Here is a 15907-nt window from a genome sequence, read left to right on the forward strand (position 1 = left end):
GGCGAAACCCTATGTCGGCGCGCGCGGTCGCGAGGACGAGGCGCGGGGGCCCGACGGCGGCGGGCTCGGCTCCTGCCGGGACTGGCCGCTAGCGCCGTACCCGTGGTGCCGGCAGTGTGGGGGCGGTCGCTGCGGGCCGCTCCTCCAGCAGGCGCAGGGCCTCGGCCATCGCGCGGTCCAGCTGCGGGTCGTCCGGGCCGAAGAAGTCCGCCGGCGTGTGCTCGACCTTGATGTCCGGGTCGACGCCGTGGTTCTCCACGCCCCAGTCCTTGCCGGCCAGCCAGAACGCGTAGCGGGGCTGGGTGATCGAGGTGCCGTCGACCAGGTCGAAGCGGCCGTCGATGCCGACCACGCCGCCCCACGTGCGCATCCCGACGACAGGCCCGAGGCCCATGGCCTGACCTGCGGCGTTGACAATGTCCCCGTCGGAACCGGAGTTCTCGTTGGCCACGAGCACGACGGGGCCCCGTGGGGCGATCGAGGGGTAGCGGCCGGCCTCGGCATAGTGCCGGGCCGGCGCCCACCCGACCGTCTGCGCGGCCAGCCGGGCCAGGACCAGCTGGCTGGTGTGGCCGCCCCGGTTGTATCGCACGTCCGCGATCAGGCCTTCGCGGGCGCTGGCGTGCCGCAGGTCGCGGTGCAGCTGGGCCCAGCCGGAACTCATCATGTCGGGTACGTGCACGTACCCCAGCCGGCCGCCGGAGCGCTCGCGGACGTAGTCGCGCCGCGAGCGCACCCAGTCCTGGTAGCGCAGCACCTCCTCGTCGGCGAGCGGGACCACGACGACGCGGCGGTCGTTGCCGTCGCGGCGCAGGGTCAGCTCGACCGGCTTGCCGGCGGCTCCCATCAGCCGCGTCGCCGGTCCGTAGGCGGGATCGACAGGCGCGCCGTCGACAGCGACGATGAGGTCACCGGCCTGGGCACCGACCCCGGCGGCGGCCAGCGGTGAGCGGGCCTCGGGGTCGCTGGACTCACCGGGCAGGATGCGCTCGATCCGCCAGCCGTCCTCGCTGCGGGCCAGGTCGGCGCCCAGCAGGCCCAGCTTGCGGCGAGCCATGGCTGGGTTGTTGGCCTCTGGCGCGGTGACGTAGGCGTGCGAGGTGTTGAGCTCCCCCACGGTCTCCCAGAGGAGGTCCACGAGGTCGTCGTGAGTGGCGACCGCGTCGACGAGCGGCCGCCACCGCTCCAGCACGGCGTCCCAGTCGACGCCGTCCATGTCGCTGCGCCAGTAGTGCTCGCGCATGATGCGGCCGTTCTCGTCGAACATCTGGCGCCACAGCTCCCGCGGTGACACCTGTCGGCGCAGCCGCTCCAGGTCGACGGCCACGACCGCCGGGTCCTCGTCCTCGGGCTTGCGGTCCGCCGGGGTCACGGTGACCGAGTCCTTGTGCCGGACGACGAGCCGTTTGCCGTCGCCGGAGACCTCGAGCGTGTCGACCTTCTCCACGATCGTGGTCAGGGAGCGCTTCGGGAAGGACCACAGCTCGACGGTGTCGGTGCCCGGCTCGGCGGTGACGCCGGCGCGACGAGCACCCAGCTGCCCGGCCTCCCCGGCCTCCCGCACCCAGACCACCCCGTCCTTGACCACCCGCAGGTCGCGGTAGCGCCCGCTGGGCACCGGGAAGGGCACGATGCGCTGCTCGGCGCCGGCCGCGTCCAGGTCGGGAGAGGCAGCGGGTATGTCGTCCGTCTCCGGCGCGTCCCCGCTCGGCGCGCCGGACCCGCGCTGGTCCTTCTTCACGTCGACCTCGCTCAGCCGCCACCCCTGGGCGGTAGGCCCGAACGGCGGTGCCTGGTCGGCGGCCAGCGGGATCAGCCACGGCCGGGTGGAGCCGGAGAAGGAGAGGGCGAACTCGTGGGTGTCGTAGTCGGGGTCGAAGGTCCGGTCCGACAGGAAGACCACGTGCCGGCCGTCCCGGGTGAACGCGGGGGAGTGGTCGTGGAAGGTGCCCGACGTCAGGGCCACCGCCTCAGCCGCGGAGTCGCGCGTGTCGAGCACCATCAGCCGGTGCAGCTCGGCCTCGCCGCTGCTGGGCTGCGACCACAGCAGGTAGCGGCCGTCCGGGGAGAACGACGGGTGCAGCGCCTCGCCCTGCTCCGAGCGCGCCACCTCCCGCACGGCGCCGGCGGCCTGCTCGGGGCCACCGCCGGAACCGACCTCGGCACCGGCCTGGGAGCCCTCGGCCGCTGGTGACCTGCCCACGTCAACCAGCCGGACCGCCCCGTCGTGGGAGATGGTCGCGACCCGCTCGCCGGCCGGGTCCGCGGCCAGGTGCAGCACCCGGCCGAGCTCTCCGGAGGCGACCACGCGTGGCCCCGCCCCTGCGTCTGCCGCGAGGTCGTGCACCTCCAGCCGGTCCTCACCGGCTGCGTCCGTCACCATGACGACGCGGCCGGTGCGCCCCAGGAACCGCGGCTCCCGCGCTCGCACCGCGTCGTCGGCGGCCAGTGCCCGGGCCGGTCCCTCGCGGTGCGCCAGCCAGTGCACCGCGCCGTGCCAGCTCACCAGGCTCGCGTCGCCGCCGTGGTCGGGTCGCACCGGGCCCAGCCGGGTGGTGGGTTCGAGGGAGTATGGCGAAGCGGCCGCCCCGGGCAGGCTCACCTCGACGTGGCGCGGGGTCCCGTCCAGCCGGTCGAGCAGCCAGATCCGGCCGCGGCTGTGCCACACGACCCGGTGCCCGTCGGTGGTGGCGTCCCGGACGTAGCCGAGGTCCGGTCCCTGGTCGGTCAGCTGCTCAGGGGTTGCGTCCTCGGAGATGCCACGCCCGACCACACCCTCGCCGAACGCCCACAGGTTGGCCTGCCGGTCTGCCTCCTCGGCCGTCCCCGGCAGGAGGGCAGCGCGGTCGGAGACGAGCAGCAGGCGGCCGTCCACCCACATCGGGTCCACGATGCTCGCCGTGTCTTCTCGCAGCAGCCGCTGCCAGGCCAGTGCATCGCCGCCCTCGTCACGGCCGAGCCACAGCCGGGGCGCGGTGCCGCCGCGGTAGCGCTTCCAGTGCGCCGGCGGCCGGCTGCCCGGGGTCACCAGGGCGACGAGGCCGTCCTCGCGCACCGACACACCCCACGCCGGTCCCCACGGCGGCGTGCGCACCGACCCGTCGAGCCCGACCGAACGGACCACGAGGTGACGCAGGTTGGCCTGACCGGCATGTGAGGCGACGAGCACCCGGTCCGGCCCGTCCCAGCCCAGGACCCGTGTGTTCTTCGCGCCCCACCAGGTGAGCCGCCGCGGCGCACCGCCCGCGACGGGCACGGCATACACCTCGGGGTGTCCGTCGCGGTGCGAGACGAAGGCGACGTGCGCGCCGTCGGGTGCGAAGCGGGGGTATGCGGCCGGCACGGAGTCGTGCGTCAACCGCCAGGCGCGGCCGCCGTCGACCGGAGCGATCCAGACGTCGTCCGCGGCGACGAAGGTGAGCAGGTCCTCGTGCAGGTGCGGGTAGCGCAGGTAGGTCGTCACCCGACCGACCCTAGTCCTCGAGCCAGACCGCCGCCTGTGCTTCCGGACGTCGCCGCGAGCGCTGCTCCTGGGGGAGGACTGCTCCTCCTCCCAGGGCAGGCTCGGTGAAAGGAGTGCCAGCGGATACCCGTCACTCCCCGGCGTAGGTGCCCATCGACCAGGCATTGCCCTCGGGGTCCAGCACCGCGGCCGCGCGGCCGCCGTAGTCCTGGTCCTCGGGCTCGCGCAGCACCGTGGCACCGGCGGACACGGACCGCGCGAAGACCTCGTCGCAGTCGTCACAGACCAGGTAGGCCGCGGCCGTGCCGGGCTGCACCGGCCAGTCCGGTTGGTCGCGGAAGGTCGAGCACATCACCCCGCCACCGCGAGGCCATCGCAGCTCGGCGTGCACCACCGTGCTCGGGTCCTGCTCGTCGCGGTAGACCGCACTTTCCTGGAAGCCGACCGCACGCAGCCAACCCATCATCGCCTCTGCGTCGCGGAACGCCATGCTGCACCACATACCCACGCTCATCGGTCCTGTCCTTTCGCGTCGCGGACGGTCCTTGGTGCCGTCCGGTCAGTAGGCGTCAGTCTGCTCCCGCAGGGCGGGCGAGTCTTGAAGGAATGGGAACTCCTCGGCCAGCCACTGCACCGCGGTGCACCCGGCGAGGGTCACCCACTCGCGCGTCAGGTGCGCCTGGTCGGCGTAACCGGCGTCGACGGCGAGGGTGGCGAGCGCGGGACGACCGTGGCGGGCGGCCCGGGCCAACCGGTGCTGGGCGGCCTGGAAGCGGGCGACGCGCTGGTAGGTCTTCGGCCCCAGCCCGAGCTCAGCATGGACCTGGGCACCGAGGTGCCGGCGGCTCCAGCCCACCTCCTCGGCCACGGACGCCACGGACCGGCCCCGGGCAAGGCGATCGAGGGCCTGCGTGACCTCTGGCCGGGCGCCAGGAGCAGTGCCGCGGGACAGCGCCGACAGGAGCAGGTCGTGCGTGAGCCGCAGCCGCTCCGGCCAGTCGTCGCACTCGTGAAGGCGTTCGGGCAGGTGCCGCAGACCGGTGACCTCCCGGGCGTCCAGCTCATCGAGCCCGGCCAGCTGTTGGCGCAGCGCTGCGGCAGGGATTCCGAGCAGCGCCCGCGCCCCGGCGGGGGTCAGCCCCACCTGGATGCCGGCCTGGTGCCCGTCGTGGTGGATCGACGCCGGTGCTGCGTGCAGGCCGGAGACGACCGACCACCGGCTCACCCGGGACGACGGGTCGTCGGACCAGCTGACGTCCAGCGGGTCGCGGAGGGGCAGGGTGAGGGTGAGGGAGGTCGAGGGCAGCCCCCGGTGCACACCCGGGGCACCCATCACCACGTCATACCCGACCAGGGCGGTCAGGTATGGCGAGAGCGCCGGGTGCAGCGCCCGGGAGTGGTACGGCGCCTGCCTGCTCACCGTCCTAGGTTAGCCAGCGGCCCGCAGCGCCGGGAGGCCTTTCGGCGAGGCGCCGAAAGCTCTTCCGGGTGGTCTCGTCAGCGCCAGTGGGCGAGATTCGCCAGCGCCTGTTCGTCCCCGGTCGACGAGTCCGTGATCACGCTGAGCGTTCCGTCGCTCTCCAGCACGACGGCTGCCACGCTGCCCAGGCCTCCGTGCCCGGAGGAGCGGATGGCCTGCAGCACCTCGTCCCGGGTGAGCCGCGCCGAGGTCATCGCGGGCTCGAGGAACTCTCCTCGCCGGACCAGGAGAGTCGGCTCCGCGGTGATGAAGCGACGCTGGACCGGCAACGAGACGGTGAGGCGGGTGACCAGCCACTGCGTCAGGATGAGCAACCCCATCCCGACGAGCACATCGGCATACCGGATGTCCTGGGTCAGCACTGCGCTGGCCAGCATCGAGCCCAGCGCGACGGTCACGACGAAGTCGAAGGCGTTCAGCTTGGCCAGGACGCGTTTGCCCGAGATGCGCAGCAGGACCACGAGGGTCGCGTAGGAGGCCGCACCGACCAGGACGATGCGCAGGAGGGCGGACCACGAGTCGAACCACATAGGAGGTGAGCCTTCCGGATGAGCGAGCAGTCACCCCGAGATTGGCACGCGAAGGATCACCATGCGAGGTCGTGCACGTCCGTATGCAACTCATGAGTCCGGATGAACGTCTCTCTGAACCTGCGGGACAGTAGTGACGTGATTGCATACGATTCCTTGACAGGTGCATCGGTGCTGAGTACGGTCACGACACATCACGACGAGGCCAGGCGATCCTGCCGGCCACCCCAACATTGCCAAAGGAGGCTAGATGGGTACCCACTCGTCACCGCGCGTGGTCGGACATGGTCCGGTCCGCGTCATTGCTCTACACGGATGGTTCGGATCGTCCAGCGGATGGGGCTCGTTCCCGGAGTTCATCGACCAGGAGCAGTTCACCTACGCGTTCGTCGACTACCGCGGCTACGGACACCGACAGGACGTGGAGGGTGACTACTCCATGGCCGAGATCAGCAGCGACGTCCTCGCCGTGGCGGACTCGCTGGGCTGGGACACCTTCCACCTGCTCGGCCACTCGATGGGCGGCCTGGCGATCCAGCACGTCCTGCGGGATGCCCCGCAGCGGGTGCTGTCGCTGGCTGCGCTGAGCGGGGTCCCGGCCACAGGCTCCCAGTTCGACGACGACACCTTCGCACTCTTCTCCACTGCCCCCGAGCAGGATGAGACGCGCGAGCAGCTCACCCACTTCTCGACAGGGTTCCGGCTCAACAAGACCTTCGGCCACAGGATCAGGCAGGAGTCCCGTGACAACTCCACGGTCCAGGCCTTCGGTGGTCACCTCCCCGGCTGGGTGCGCACCGACATCTCCGCGGACATCACGGGTATGGAGCACCCGGTCAAGGTGATGGTCGGCGAGCACGACCCCTCGATGAGCGCCGAGCTCATGCAGCAGACCTGGCTGACCTACTACCCCAACGCCGAGCTCGAAGTCATCCCCAACGCCGGCCACTACGCCATGTTCGAGACCCCGGTCTGGCTCGCCACGACGGTCGAGAACTTCTTCAGCCCGCCAGCCGGCGCCGACGGCGCCCCGGAAGGACACTGACCGTGACGACTGTCGACACGACTGCCGCCAGCCACGATCTCGCCCAGACCCGTGAGGAGGTGCTCGCCTCCGTGCGCGAGATCCTCCCGCTGCTCGCCTCTCGCGCCGACGAGGCCGAGCGCAACCGCCGGGTCGACCCCGAGGTTTTCGCCGCGCTGGTCGACTCCGGCGCCCTCCGGCTGTTCGTCCCGCGCCGCTTCGGAGGCCTGGAGGCGGGGTACCGCACCTACCTCGAGGTCGCCATGGAGGTGTCGGCGGCCTGCGGGTCCTCCGGCTGGTTCACCTTCATCCTCAACCACGGCGACTGGCACATCGGCCAGATGGCCGAGGCCGCGCAGAACAAGGTCTGGGCCAACGGCCCGGGCGAGAAGGTCATCGTCCCGCTGACCCCGGCCCCGGGCTTCACCGCCGAGCGCGTCGAGGGCGGCACGGTGCTGAGCGGGCAGTGGCCCTACTCCTCGGGCAGCGACCATGCGGTCTGGGGAGCGATGGGCTTCCCGGTCTTCGGCGAGGACGGGGCGCCGGTCGACAACGCGATCGGCCTGGTCCGGCTCGCCGAGGCCGTCGAGGTCAAGGACACGTGGTTCGTCTCCGGGATGGCCGGGACCAGCAGCAACACGGTCGTGCTCAAGGACGTCTTCGTCCCCGACGAGCTGACCATCACCTTCTCCGAGCTCATGAGCCACCAGTTCCGGACGCCGTTCACGGAGGAGAGCCAGTACCAGCAGGATGCCGGCGTCGTCTTCCACTTCGCCACCCTCGCCCCGGTGATCGGGCTGGCCAGGGGCGCCTACGAGTCGGTGCTGAAGCGGATCACCTCCTCGCCCAAGCCGATGGCCTACACCTTCTACTCCGACACCACGAAGTCTGCTGCGACGCAGGCCGCCATGGCCCGCGCCTCGTGGCTCATCGAGACCGCGCTGCAGCAGGCCCGGGCGACGGCGGACGCGATCGACGCCCAGGCCGCGACCGGGACACCGTTCTCCAGCCTCGAGCGCGCCCGGTTCGCCATGGCCGCGGCAGAGGGCCACAAGCTGTGCCGCGAGGCGATGGACCTGGTCCTCGACGTCAACGGCGCCGGCTCGTTCGCCCTGGTCAACCCGCTGCAGCGGATGTTCCGTGACCTGCACGTCGCGAGCCGGCACGGCATGTCGGTCCCGGGGCTGAAGCACGAGGTCTACGGGCGGGCGCTGCTCGGAGCCTCCGAGCAGCAGATGACGCCGATGGTGTGACAGGACACCACCACCAGCACCCGCCACTCATGTCGGCGAGGCTGGTGTCTCCGCTCGGGGCTGCGCAAGGTGTTCGCGCAGTCCCCGAGCGGGGTGGTCGTGGTGTGTGGGACGGCACCAACCGCCACGTCGGGATGGTGATGTCATCGATCACCTCGGTTCGCTGAACCCCCTCAGGTGTCCGTCTGAGTCGACCACCGCTCCTAGACCTGGCGGTGACAGCTCACGCCTGGCGGATCGAGGGTCTCTGCCTCACTCGTCCCGGGCGACGACCTTCGGCTCGCCGATCTCGACGCCCGGGACAGTCAGGTCCCTGAGTGCCTTGGAGATGCCGGCCACGAGGCTGGAGGCGGCGCGGTCCTCCTCGCGAATGTCGTCAGGTGACAGGGAGTCCTCGGGGGTGTCGGCCTGGACCGCCTGGACGAGGGCGTCCTCGTCGGTGATCTCCGCGTCGAGCCTGATGGTCAGCGTGTGCTTGCTCATGGCAGCAGACTTGCTGATGCAGCGCCGGCTGGCGACCTGAAGGTGTGCGGAGGAGCGGTCAGCCCTGCTGTGCCGCGGCGCCCGGCGCGGACTGGCGCGCGGGAGACGGTCAGGTCTTGGTGCGCCGCAGCGCGGAGACGGCCACGAACCCTACGGCCGCCACCGTCGTCAGGCACCCGATCGGGAGCGGCAGGCAGCAGCCCCCGACGACGACGCGGCTGTTGCCGCGCGTCCACGTCCGGGACGGCAGGGGGCCCATACCCCCGCTCTGGGACGCCCACCGCCCGTCGTCCTGGGCGAGCTGCTCCTCCGCCCACGGGTCGGCCGGCTCGGAGCCCGGCGCTGCGTCCGGACGGGGCAGGTCGTCCGGCCCTGGGCCACCCTGGAAGGTCATGGGTTCGATCCTGACAGCGGCGCGGCCGCAGCGCACCGCGGAGGGACGGGGCCGCACCCGGCATCCAGCGCACCGCGGCTGCCACCGGGTTCGGTCATCCGGCTCACCCCGCCTGCCCGCCTGCAGCGCGGCTGAGACGTGGGTGGGTCTTCCGGTGAGTGTGTGCCCGCCTATTCTCGGACGGGTGAGCGACGACGACCGCAAGCAGAACATCCGCGAGTGGGTCAAGGGGCTCTCCTCCGACGAGCTGCAGCACCTGCTCGCGGGCATCCTCGACGGAGGACTGGCCGACGTCGCCCCTGAACCGCCGGCCCCGGCGATGCCGCAGGTCCCCGACCCGCCGGCCGAGCAGCTCGCGCTCACCGTCCGGGTGGACGTCGACGGCACCAAGCCGCCGGTGTGGCGCCGCCTGGTCCTGCACGGCGACCTGACGCTGGACGAGGTCCACGCCATCCTGCAGGCGGCGTTCGGCTGGCAGGACTACCACCTGCACCGGTTCTGGCCCGGGCCGAAGAAGGAGCTGTGGACGGGCCCGCACTTCGTCACCGAGGCCGACGTCGAGGAGGGGGAGGAGGGCATCCTGGAGTCCACGGTCCGGCTGGACCAGATGCTGCGCTCGCCCGGCGACCGCTTGTTCTACACCTACGACTTCGGTGACGGCTGGCACCACACGCTGCGGCTGGAGTCGCTCGCCCCGCTGGAGGACGACTCGCCGCCGGCCGCGTGCACCGGGGGCCGGATGGCCGGCCCTCTGGAGGACAGCGGCGGCCCGACCGGCCACAACCGGCTCGTCGAGGCCTTCCGCACCGACCCGAGCCTGGCCGCCCTGGACGAGGAGCAGCGCGACTGGCTGCCGCCCGACTGGGACCCGGGCGAGTTCACGGTCGAGGAGGTGGGCGAGCGCCTCTCCTACATCGGTCTGTCCACCGAGGAGCTGCTCGACCTGCTGTCCGACGCGCGTCCGTCCGGGGTCGCCATGCCTGAGGCGCTGATGCCGCTCGTCGAGATCGCCACCCCCATGGTCGCGGCCGAGCTCGCGGAGCTCGTGGTCGCTGCCCGCACGGAGCACAACGGTGAGCTGTCGCCCGAGGACCTGGCAGCGATCGCCCGGCCCTACCGGTATGTGGTGGACCTGGCCCGGGAGGACGGCATACCGCTCACCTCGGCGGGGTGGATGAAGCCGGCCTACGTGGAGCGCATCTACGTCGACCTGGACCTGCGGCAGGACTGGATCGGCAAGGGCAACCGGGAGGACCTCACCCTGCCCGTCGCCCAGCTGCGCGAGGCCTGTCAGGAGCTGGGTCTGCTGCGCAAGTACAAGGGACGTCTGCTGCCGACGCGCCTGGCCCGGGGGTTGGGCACGGACGAGGAGTATGTGGACGCGGTGGCCCGCGGCCTGCTGCGCCACCGGGACAGGTACGTCCAGGCCGCGAAGGCACTGTTCGCACTTCTCACCGCCGCGACCGGGCGGCCGGTGTGGGACCACACCGCCGACATCGCCCGGATCCTCACCGACTGCGGGTTGCGGACCGGGCCGGACGGGGTCGAGCGGCAGCACGCGACGGAGTGGGTGCGCGAGGTGTGGCACGTCCTGGAGCGAGCCTCCGCCGCCTCGTGGTCCTGGGGAGCTGGTGACCGGGACGGCCACGAGGCGGTGGGCATGGCCCGGGCCGCGCTGTGGCCGGACGGCTGACCCGCGAGAGACGGGTCAGCGGCCGGTGTGAGCCTGGGCGCCGTCGGCGCTCAGCCCATCATGCATTCCATCAGCGGCTCGATGAGGCTGTTTCCGGCCTCGTCCTCACGCCCCTGGAACATCAGCGAGAAGACCTCGGCGAGGGCATCGTTGTCCAGCACCTCGTTGATGCACTCCTGCTCCTGCTCGCCCATGGTGTCGTCCGCGGCGAACTCCTCGGCCAGCAGCGCCTGGGCGTCGACACAGTTGACGAAGACGTCGGCGGCGCTGTCCGCGTCCGCCTCCTCCATGGTGACGTCGGTGACCTCACCGTCGACCTCCATGTCGTCGGTGATCAGGCCGTACTCCTGCAGCTTCTCCACGCCGATCTGGTCGACCATGCCCTCGCCGACGCAGTCCGCCTGCTCCTGCTCGACGGGGAACTCGTCGTCCGTCTGCTCCATCATGGACTCCGAGATGGCCTCGGCCGCCTGGGCCTCGTCGTCGTTGCCGCACGCGGCAAGCGACATGGTGAGCGCCAGGCCGCCGGCAAGAAAAAGTGCTCGGGTCTTCATCTGAGTTCTCCGTATCCGGCGGCGCTCCGGCCCCCCGTGTCATGGTCGGCCCCTCCGGCCGGCGGGCCGACGCCGGCACGCGGCCTCGACGGTAGCAGGCGGCCGCTCAGTTGAAGGACGTGCCTCATCCGTGGCGCTTCGCGAAGGCCTCGCGCACCTCGGCCGGGATCCGCCCCCGGGTGGACACGGCATACCCCTGCGCGGTTGCCCAGGCCCGGATCTCGGCGGGGGAGGGCGGCATGGCCGAGGTGAGCGGGGAGACGGTCGAGGCATGCTCGGCCTCGCCGGCGTGACGGAGGGCGGCGGCGAGGAAGCGGTAGGTCCACTCCTGAGCCAGGGCGCGCGTCTCGCAGAAGACGATGGGCACGGAGGGGAAGCGCGCCTGGCACTCACCGAGGGCGTCGGCGACGACGGCGGGACGGACACGGTCGAGCTTGAAGACCGCGGAGTAGCGGTCCTCGACCACGACGGCGGCCGCGGGCAACGACGCGAGCTCGGCGAGAAGGTAGCGCATCCGGCCGCTGGTCAGCGTGGAGACGAGGTCCTGCAGCGACTTGCGCTCCACGGAGGCGACGAGCTGGTCCCCGGCCATGACGCCGTAGTCGCCCGCCGGCAGTGCGCGCCTGGTCGTGCTGGCCTGCTGGTGCTCGAACCTCCACGGGTACCGCTCGTGGCTGTCGACGACGATCTCGAGGTCGGCGAGCCCGGCGGCGCGGGCCGTCGGGATGCTCACCGCCGGCCGCGCCTGCTTGGCGGTGCGGGCGGTCTGCCAGAAGATGGCCTCGCGACCGCCGCGGATGCGGGTGAGGACGAACTGCGACCGATTCTCCCGTCCGCGGTCCAGCACCAGGTCGATCGCGGCGCCGCGCTGGACGCACGAGCGCGTCCCGACCTGCTCGACGATCTCCGGCTCGGGCGGCCAGCCGACGGCCCGGTGACAGTAGACCTTGCCCGTGCGCGGCCACATCTCCTTCGCCTTGAGCACGATGCCGTCCGGCCCGAGCGGGATCCGCAGCAGGTAGGGCAGCGTCGTGCCCTCCTCCGGGTTGCGGGCGATCAGGAAGTCCTCGGGCACGGGATCAGGGTATGGGGCAACGACCGCGGTGGGCCGGTCACGGCCTGGGTGTCAGGCCTTGGGGCGACGCAGGAGCAGGATGCCGATGACGAGGGGGACGGCGATGGCGAGGACCACCCCGACGATCGCCCCCAGCATCTCGGCGGTGCCGCTGGCGCCGTCGTTGAGGCTCGACAGTCTGGCCAGGTTGCCCAGGAGCGCCAGGCCGGCGATGACGATGAGCAGCCAGCCCAGGACGGTGCGCACGCCAGAGCGCTTCGGCGGGTTCTGCGCGGGGGTGGTCTGGGGGGAGGAGTTCGACATGATCCTGATTCTGTGGGTAGTGGGTGGAGCGGCTTCATGCTAGGCGCGAGTGGCGGCCGGCCGCTGCACGAGGTATCCATGCACGATGGATCCGCAACCGCCGCTACTGGTCTTCCTCGACCTGGCAGGGGTGTTTGTGTTCGCGGTCAACGGGGCGATGACCGCGATCCGCGCCACCCGGTTGGACATCGTCGGTGTGGTGACCCTCGGGATGCTCACCGGCCTGGGTGGGGGCACGATCCGCGACATCCTGCTCGACGCGCTCCCGCCGGCAGCCTTCGTCGACTGGCGGTACCTGGTCACTGCGGCAGGTGGTGGCCTGGTCGCCTTCGCCCTCAGCCAGCGGCTGGACCGGCTCGGGAGGCCCATCGTGGTGCTGGACGCGATCGGGTTGAGCGTGTTCGCCGTCATCGGCGCGAGCAAGGCGGTGGCGCTGGACTTCGGCTACCTGCAGGCGGTCCTCGTCGGCGTCATCACCGCGTGCGGCGGCGGCACGCTGCGCGACGTCATGATCCTGCGGGTGCCGACCGTGCTGCGCAGTGAGCTCTACGCGATCCCGGCCCTCGTCGCCGCGACGATCACGGTCGGCCTGCTCCACCTCGACATCTACTCACTCTGGGCCGCGCTCGGTGCCGCAGCGGCCTGCTTCCTGATCCGCATCGTCGGGCTGCGCTACGACCTCAACGCCCCCGAGCCGCCCTACCACCACCGCCGCAGCCGTGAACGCGAATGAGCACAGGTCCTCCTGAGCCTGCCAGCCAGGAAGCAGTCCCGGTCCGTGGTAGTTCGGTGTCGCTCTGGCGACACCTAGCTACCGCAGTCCTGGTCGAGATGCCGTGTCGACGGCGACCTGGACCGGCGTCAGACGTCGGCGATAGCCCCTAGCCCTCGCCCGCCGCGGTCACCAGCTGCTCCCAGGTGATGCTGCGGGGAGGGGAGTGCCGGTGCTGGGTGGCCAGGGCAGCGACGGCGCGGCTGAGGGCCTCGCGGCCCAGCTCCTCGCCGAAGCGGTCGACCACGAGGATCGCCCGCGGTCGGGCCAGGCCGCCGAGGGCCTCGCGGACCGCGTCCATGAGCTCCACGGCGACGGCGTCGAGGTCCGTGCCGCGGGCGCTGTCGGCCATCTCGGGCGTCAGCACCACCGCGGCGACGAGCGAGCGGCCCAGCTCGACGTCCTTGCGAACCGTGACGCGCGCCTCCGCGACGAACGGATGGTCGATGAGCACGTCGCGGACCTCGCGCAGCGAGACCAGCTGGCCGGAGACCGAGACGACCTCGTCGGTGCGGCCGAGGAAGACGACCGTGCCGTCCTCGGCACGTAGCGCCAGGTCGCCGGTGGCGTAGACGCCGGGGTGCCGGCTCCAGTGCTCCCACGGGTCCTGCGAGACCTCCTCCGAGCCGTCCACGCCGATCATCAGGCCGGCCCACGGGCGGCGCAGCACCACCTCGCCGGTCTCGCCCGGCGCGACGATGCGCCCGTCCCGGTCGACGATCTCCAGGCCGCAGTCCGGCATGGCGAGAGCCGCCGCGTCGGAGCCGGCCTTGCCCGACTCGACGACGTCGGCGGCGCCCGACCCAGCACCGCCGACCTCGCCCGACGTCGCGCCAGCAGCACCCGCGCCACCAGCAGCAGTCACGCGCACCACCCCGCCCAGCTCCAGCTGGCCCCACGCGTCCAGCAGCTCCAGGTCGGCGCCGAAGGCGTCCCGGATCCACCCGGCCAGCTCCGGCTCGACCGGCTCGCCCGCGGTCGCCAGGCGGCGCAGCGACGGAGCCGCGTCCACGCGCGGCATGTCACGGTCCCAACCACGCAGGGTCCGCATCACCGACGGGCTGGTGATCAGCGTCTCCACCCCGTAGTGCCGCACGATGTCCCAGGCCCGGCGGTGGTGCGGCACGTCGAGCGTCCCCTCGTACATCACCGAGGCATCGCCCCAGGCCAGCGGCCCGTAGATGGCGTGGAACTGCGTCACCGCCCAGGCGATGTCACCGGCGCACCAGAACGGTCCACCAGTCCGCAGCCGTCCGTGCACCGCGATCGCGTTGCCCAGCACTGACGCCGTCCCGTGCAGCACGGACACCGGCTGCCCACCCCGTCGCGCGATGGGTACCGACGCCACGGGATGGTGGCTCTCGAGTGCCAGCACCTCATCGCGCACCCGCCCCTTGCCGCGCTTGGCGGCCACCACGTCGTGATACCACCGGTCACCCTCGTACCACGCCACGTCCATCCCCGTGCGCCGCACCACGATCGTGTGCTCGATGCTGCCCACCGCTGACAGGGCGTCGTCCAGCCGGGCCTTGAGCGGCAGCACCGTCCCGTGCCGCCAGGCCCCGTCCTGGGTGAAGATCACCTTGAGGTCGAGCAGGGCCAGCCGGTCGGCCAGCGGCCCCGGCGGCAGCGTCGAGGGGATGATGCTGTGCACCGCGCCGATGCGAGCGCACGCCAGCATCACCACGACCGTCTCGGGCAGCCAGCCCAGGTGCAGCCCGACCCGCTCACCCGGCCGCACGCCCATACCCGTCAGCGCCCGCGCCAGGGTGACGACCTGCTCGTGCAGCTCACGGTAGGTCAGGTCCCGCCGGTCGCCCGGCTCACCCTCCCAGTGGATCGCGACCTCGTCGCCACGGTCCTGCAGGTGGGCGTCCAGGCAGGTCACCGACAGGTTGAGCCGCGTCCCCGGGAGCCAGGCCGCGCCGCGCTCTGCCTCGCCCCACAGCTGCGGTGCGGGGGAGAGCAGGTGCAGCCGTCCGGCAACCTCCTCCCACCGCGGGTCGGGGGGAAGCGGGGTCACCCGGTCAGCCATGGCCCAGCGTCCTTCCTGCCGCCTTCGCGGCCCGGCCCAGGTATGCCGCGACCTGGGCGGTGTGCGTCTCGTCGCCCGGGTCGGGCAGGTCGGCGGCGATCGCGCCGACGGCCGCGCCGCTGGCGTCCAGCACCGGCACCGCCACCTCCGCGGGCAGGGCGATGTCGTCGGGCTCGTGGGCCAGCCACTCCGCGGCGGCCCACTCGGCGCGCGCCGCCTCGGCCGCCTCCCGCTCCTCGGGCACGGCCAGGCGCAGCACCTGCTGCCACTGCTGCTCCTCGCTCGCCCGCGCGGCCAGCAGCCGGCCGCCGGCGGTGTCGATGGCGCGGTGCACCCGGTTGCTCTCCCGGTAGGGCCCCACGACACCCCCGTCGACACGATCGACATACACGACCTCGCCGTGCACGAGGACCTCCACGTGCACGGTCGCCCCGACCTTGTCCCGGACCTGGGCGAGGTAGGGCGAGGCGGCACCGATCAGCGGCAGCCGGGTCAGGTAGTGGTGGGACAGCCGGGCCAGCTCCGGCCCGAGTCCGTAGCGCGAGGTCGCCGGGTCCTGGACGGCGAGGTCAGCCAGGACCAGCGAGCGCAGCAGCCGGTGCACGGTCGGGATCGACATCGACGAGCGCTCGGCGAGGTCGGTGAGCTGGTGGTAGGCCGGACCCTGGGCCAGCAGCTCCAGCAGCGTGACCGCGTTGCGCACGGTCCCCAGACCGCCCCGCCCGCTCTCGATGGTCGCCATCCGACCTCCTTCCTCTGCGCCTCGCATCATTCCCCAACGGCGGCGCGGTTCGACATCCGGGTTGCGACATGCGGGGAAAGTTTCCTGCAGCACATGCTTGCTTTTC

Annotated in this window: 15 protein-coding genes; 4 read left to right on the forward strand and 11 right to left on the reverse strand. The window is 72.0% G+C overall.

Annotated features, from left to right (window positions below):
* Positions 1–88: 88 nt before the first annotated feature.
* The 4 genes from ESZ52_RS08805 to ESZ52_RS08820 form a co-directional block, all read right to left on the reverse strand.
* Positions 89–3463 (reverse strand): S41 family peptidase, encoded by a 3375-nt coding sequence (locus ESZ52_RS08805; protein ID WP_238154398.1) that lies wholly within the window; start codon positions 3461–3463, stop codon positions 89–91.
* Between the two features lie 130 nt (positions 3464–3593).
* A complete protein-coding gene (locus ESZ52_RS08810; protein ID WP_131104612.1) occupies positions 3594–3977 on the reverse strand; it encodes a VOC family protein in 384 nt (127 codons plus the stop codon).
* Between the two features lie 45 nt (positions 3978–4022).
* Positions 4023–4883, reverse strand: a complete 861-nt coding sequence (locus ESZ52_RS08815; protein ID WP_238154397.1) for a helix-turn-helix domain-containing protein — start codon at positions 4881–4883, stop codon at positions 4023–4025.
* A 77-nt stretch (positions 4884–4960) separates the two neighbouring features.
* Positions 4961–5473: a DUF421 domain-containing protein gene (locus ESZ52_RS08820; protein ID WP_131104613.1), complete on the reverse strand. Its 513-nt coding sequence runs from the start codon at positions 5471–5473 to the stop codon at positions 4961–4963.
* A 250-nt stretch (positions 5474–5723) separates the two neighbouring features.
* Here ESZ52_RS08820 and ESZ52_RS08825 point away from each other — a divergent pair, with 250 nt between their 5' ends.
* A complete protein-coding gene (locus tag ESZ52_RS08825) occupies positions 5724–6518 on the forward strand; it encodes an alpha/beta fold hydrolase (RefSeq protein WP_131104614.1) in 795 nt (264 codons plus the stop codon).
* A 2-nt stretch (positions 6519–6520) separates the two neighbouring features.
* Positions 6521–7750 carry an acyl-CoA dehydrogenase family protein gene (locus ESZ52_RS08830; protein ID WP_131104615.1) on the forward strand — a complete coding sequence of 410 codons (1230 nt, stop codon included), beginning with the start codon at positions 6521–6523 and terminating at the stop codon, positions 7748–7750.
* Between the two features lie 252 nt (positions 7751–8002).
* On the opposite strand, the gene ESZ52_RS08835 is transcribed toward ESZ52_RS08830, so the two are convergent.
* Entirely contained in the window at positions 8003–8233 is a 231-nt protein-coding gene (locus ESZ52_RS08835) for a hypothetical protein (protein WP_131104616.1), read from the reverse strand.
* Positions 8234–8342: 109 nt separating this feature from the next.
* A complete protein-coding gene (locus ESZ52_RS08840; protein WP_131104617.1) occupies positions 8343–8627 on the reverse strand; it encodes a hypothetical protein in 285 nt (94 codons plus the stop codon).
* Positions 8628–8811: 184 nt separating this feature from the next.
* Here ESZ52_RS08840 and ESZ52_RS08845 point away from each other — a divergent pair, with 184 nt between their 5' ends.
* Positions 8812–10320: a plasmid pRiA4b ORF-3 family protein gene (locus ESZ52_RS08845; RefSeq protein ID WP_181009867.1), complete on the forward strand. Its 1509-nt coding sequence runs from the start codon at positions 8812–8814 to the stop codon at positions 10318–10320.
* 50 nt (positions 10321–10370) lie between these two features.
* Here ESZ52_RS08845 and ESZ52_RS08850 read toward each other — a convergent pair whose 3' ends face one another.
* The 3 genes from ESZ52_RS08850 to ESZ52_RS08860 form a co-directional block, all read right to left on the reverse strand.
* A complete protein-coding gene (locus ESZ52_RS08850; protein ID WP_131104619.1) occupies positions 10371–10874 on the reverse strand; it encodes a hypothetical protein in 504 nt (167 codons plus the stop codon).
* A 124-nt stretch (positions 10875–10998) separates the two neighbouring features.
* Positions 10999–11949: an Lsr2 family DNA-binding protein gene (locus ESZ52_RS08855; RefSeq protein ID WP_131104620.1), complete on the reverse strand. Its 951-nt coding sequence runs from the start codon at positions 11947–11949 to the stop codon at positions 10999–11001.
* Positions 11950–12000: 51 nt separating this feature from the next.
* Positions 12001–12252: a hypothetical protein gene (locus ESZ52_RS08860; RefSeq protein ID WP_131104621.1), complete on the reverse strand. Its 252-nt coding sequence runs from the start codon at positions 12250–12252 to the stop codon at positions 12001–12003.
* An 85-nt stretch (positions 12253–12337) separates the two neighbouring features.
* Here ESZ52_RS08860 and ESZ52_RS08865 point away from each other — a divergent pair, with 85 nt between their 5' ends.
* Entirely contained in the window at positions 12338–12985 is a 648-nt protein-coding gene (locus tag ESZ52_RS08865) for a trimeric intracellular cation channel family protein (protein ID WP_131104622.1), read from the forward strand.
* Positions 12986–13133: 148 nt separating this feature from the next.
* Here ESZ52_RS08865 and ESZ52_RS08870 read toward each other — a convergent pair whose 3' ends face one another.
* A complete protein-coding gene (locus ESZ52_RS08870; protein WP_131104623.1) occupies positions 13134–15059 on the reverse strand; it encodes an acetate--CoA ligase in 1926 nt (641 codons plus the stop codon).
* Complete coding sequence (locus ESZ52_RS08875; RefSeq protein ID WP_181009866.1) at positions 15052–15801, reverse strand: IclR family transcriptional regulator; 750 nt, start codon at positions 15799–15801, stop codon at positions 15052–15054. Before ESZ52_RS08875 ends, ESZ52_RS08870 begins: the two co-directional genes overlap by 8 nt.
* Between the last annotated feature and the right edge of the window lie 106 nt (positions 15802–15907).

The sequence above is a fragment of the Ornithinimicrobium sufpigmenti genome (assembly GCF_004322775.1).
GTDB lineage: Bacteria > Actinomycetota > Actinomycetes > Actinomycetales > Dermatophilaceae > Ornithinicoccus > Ornithinicoccus sufpigmenti.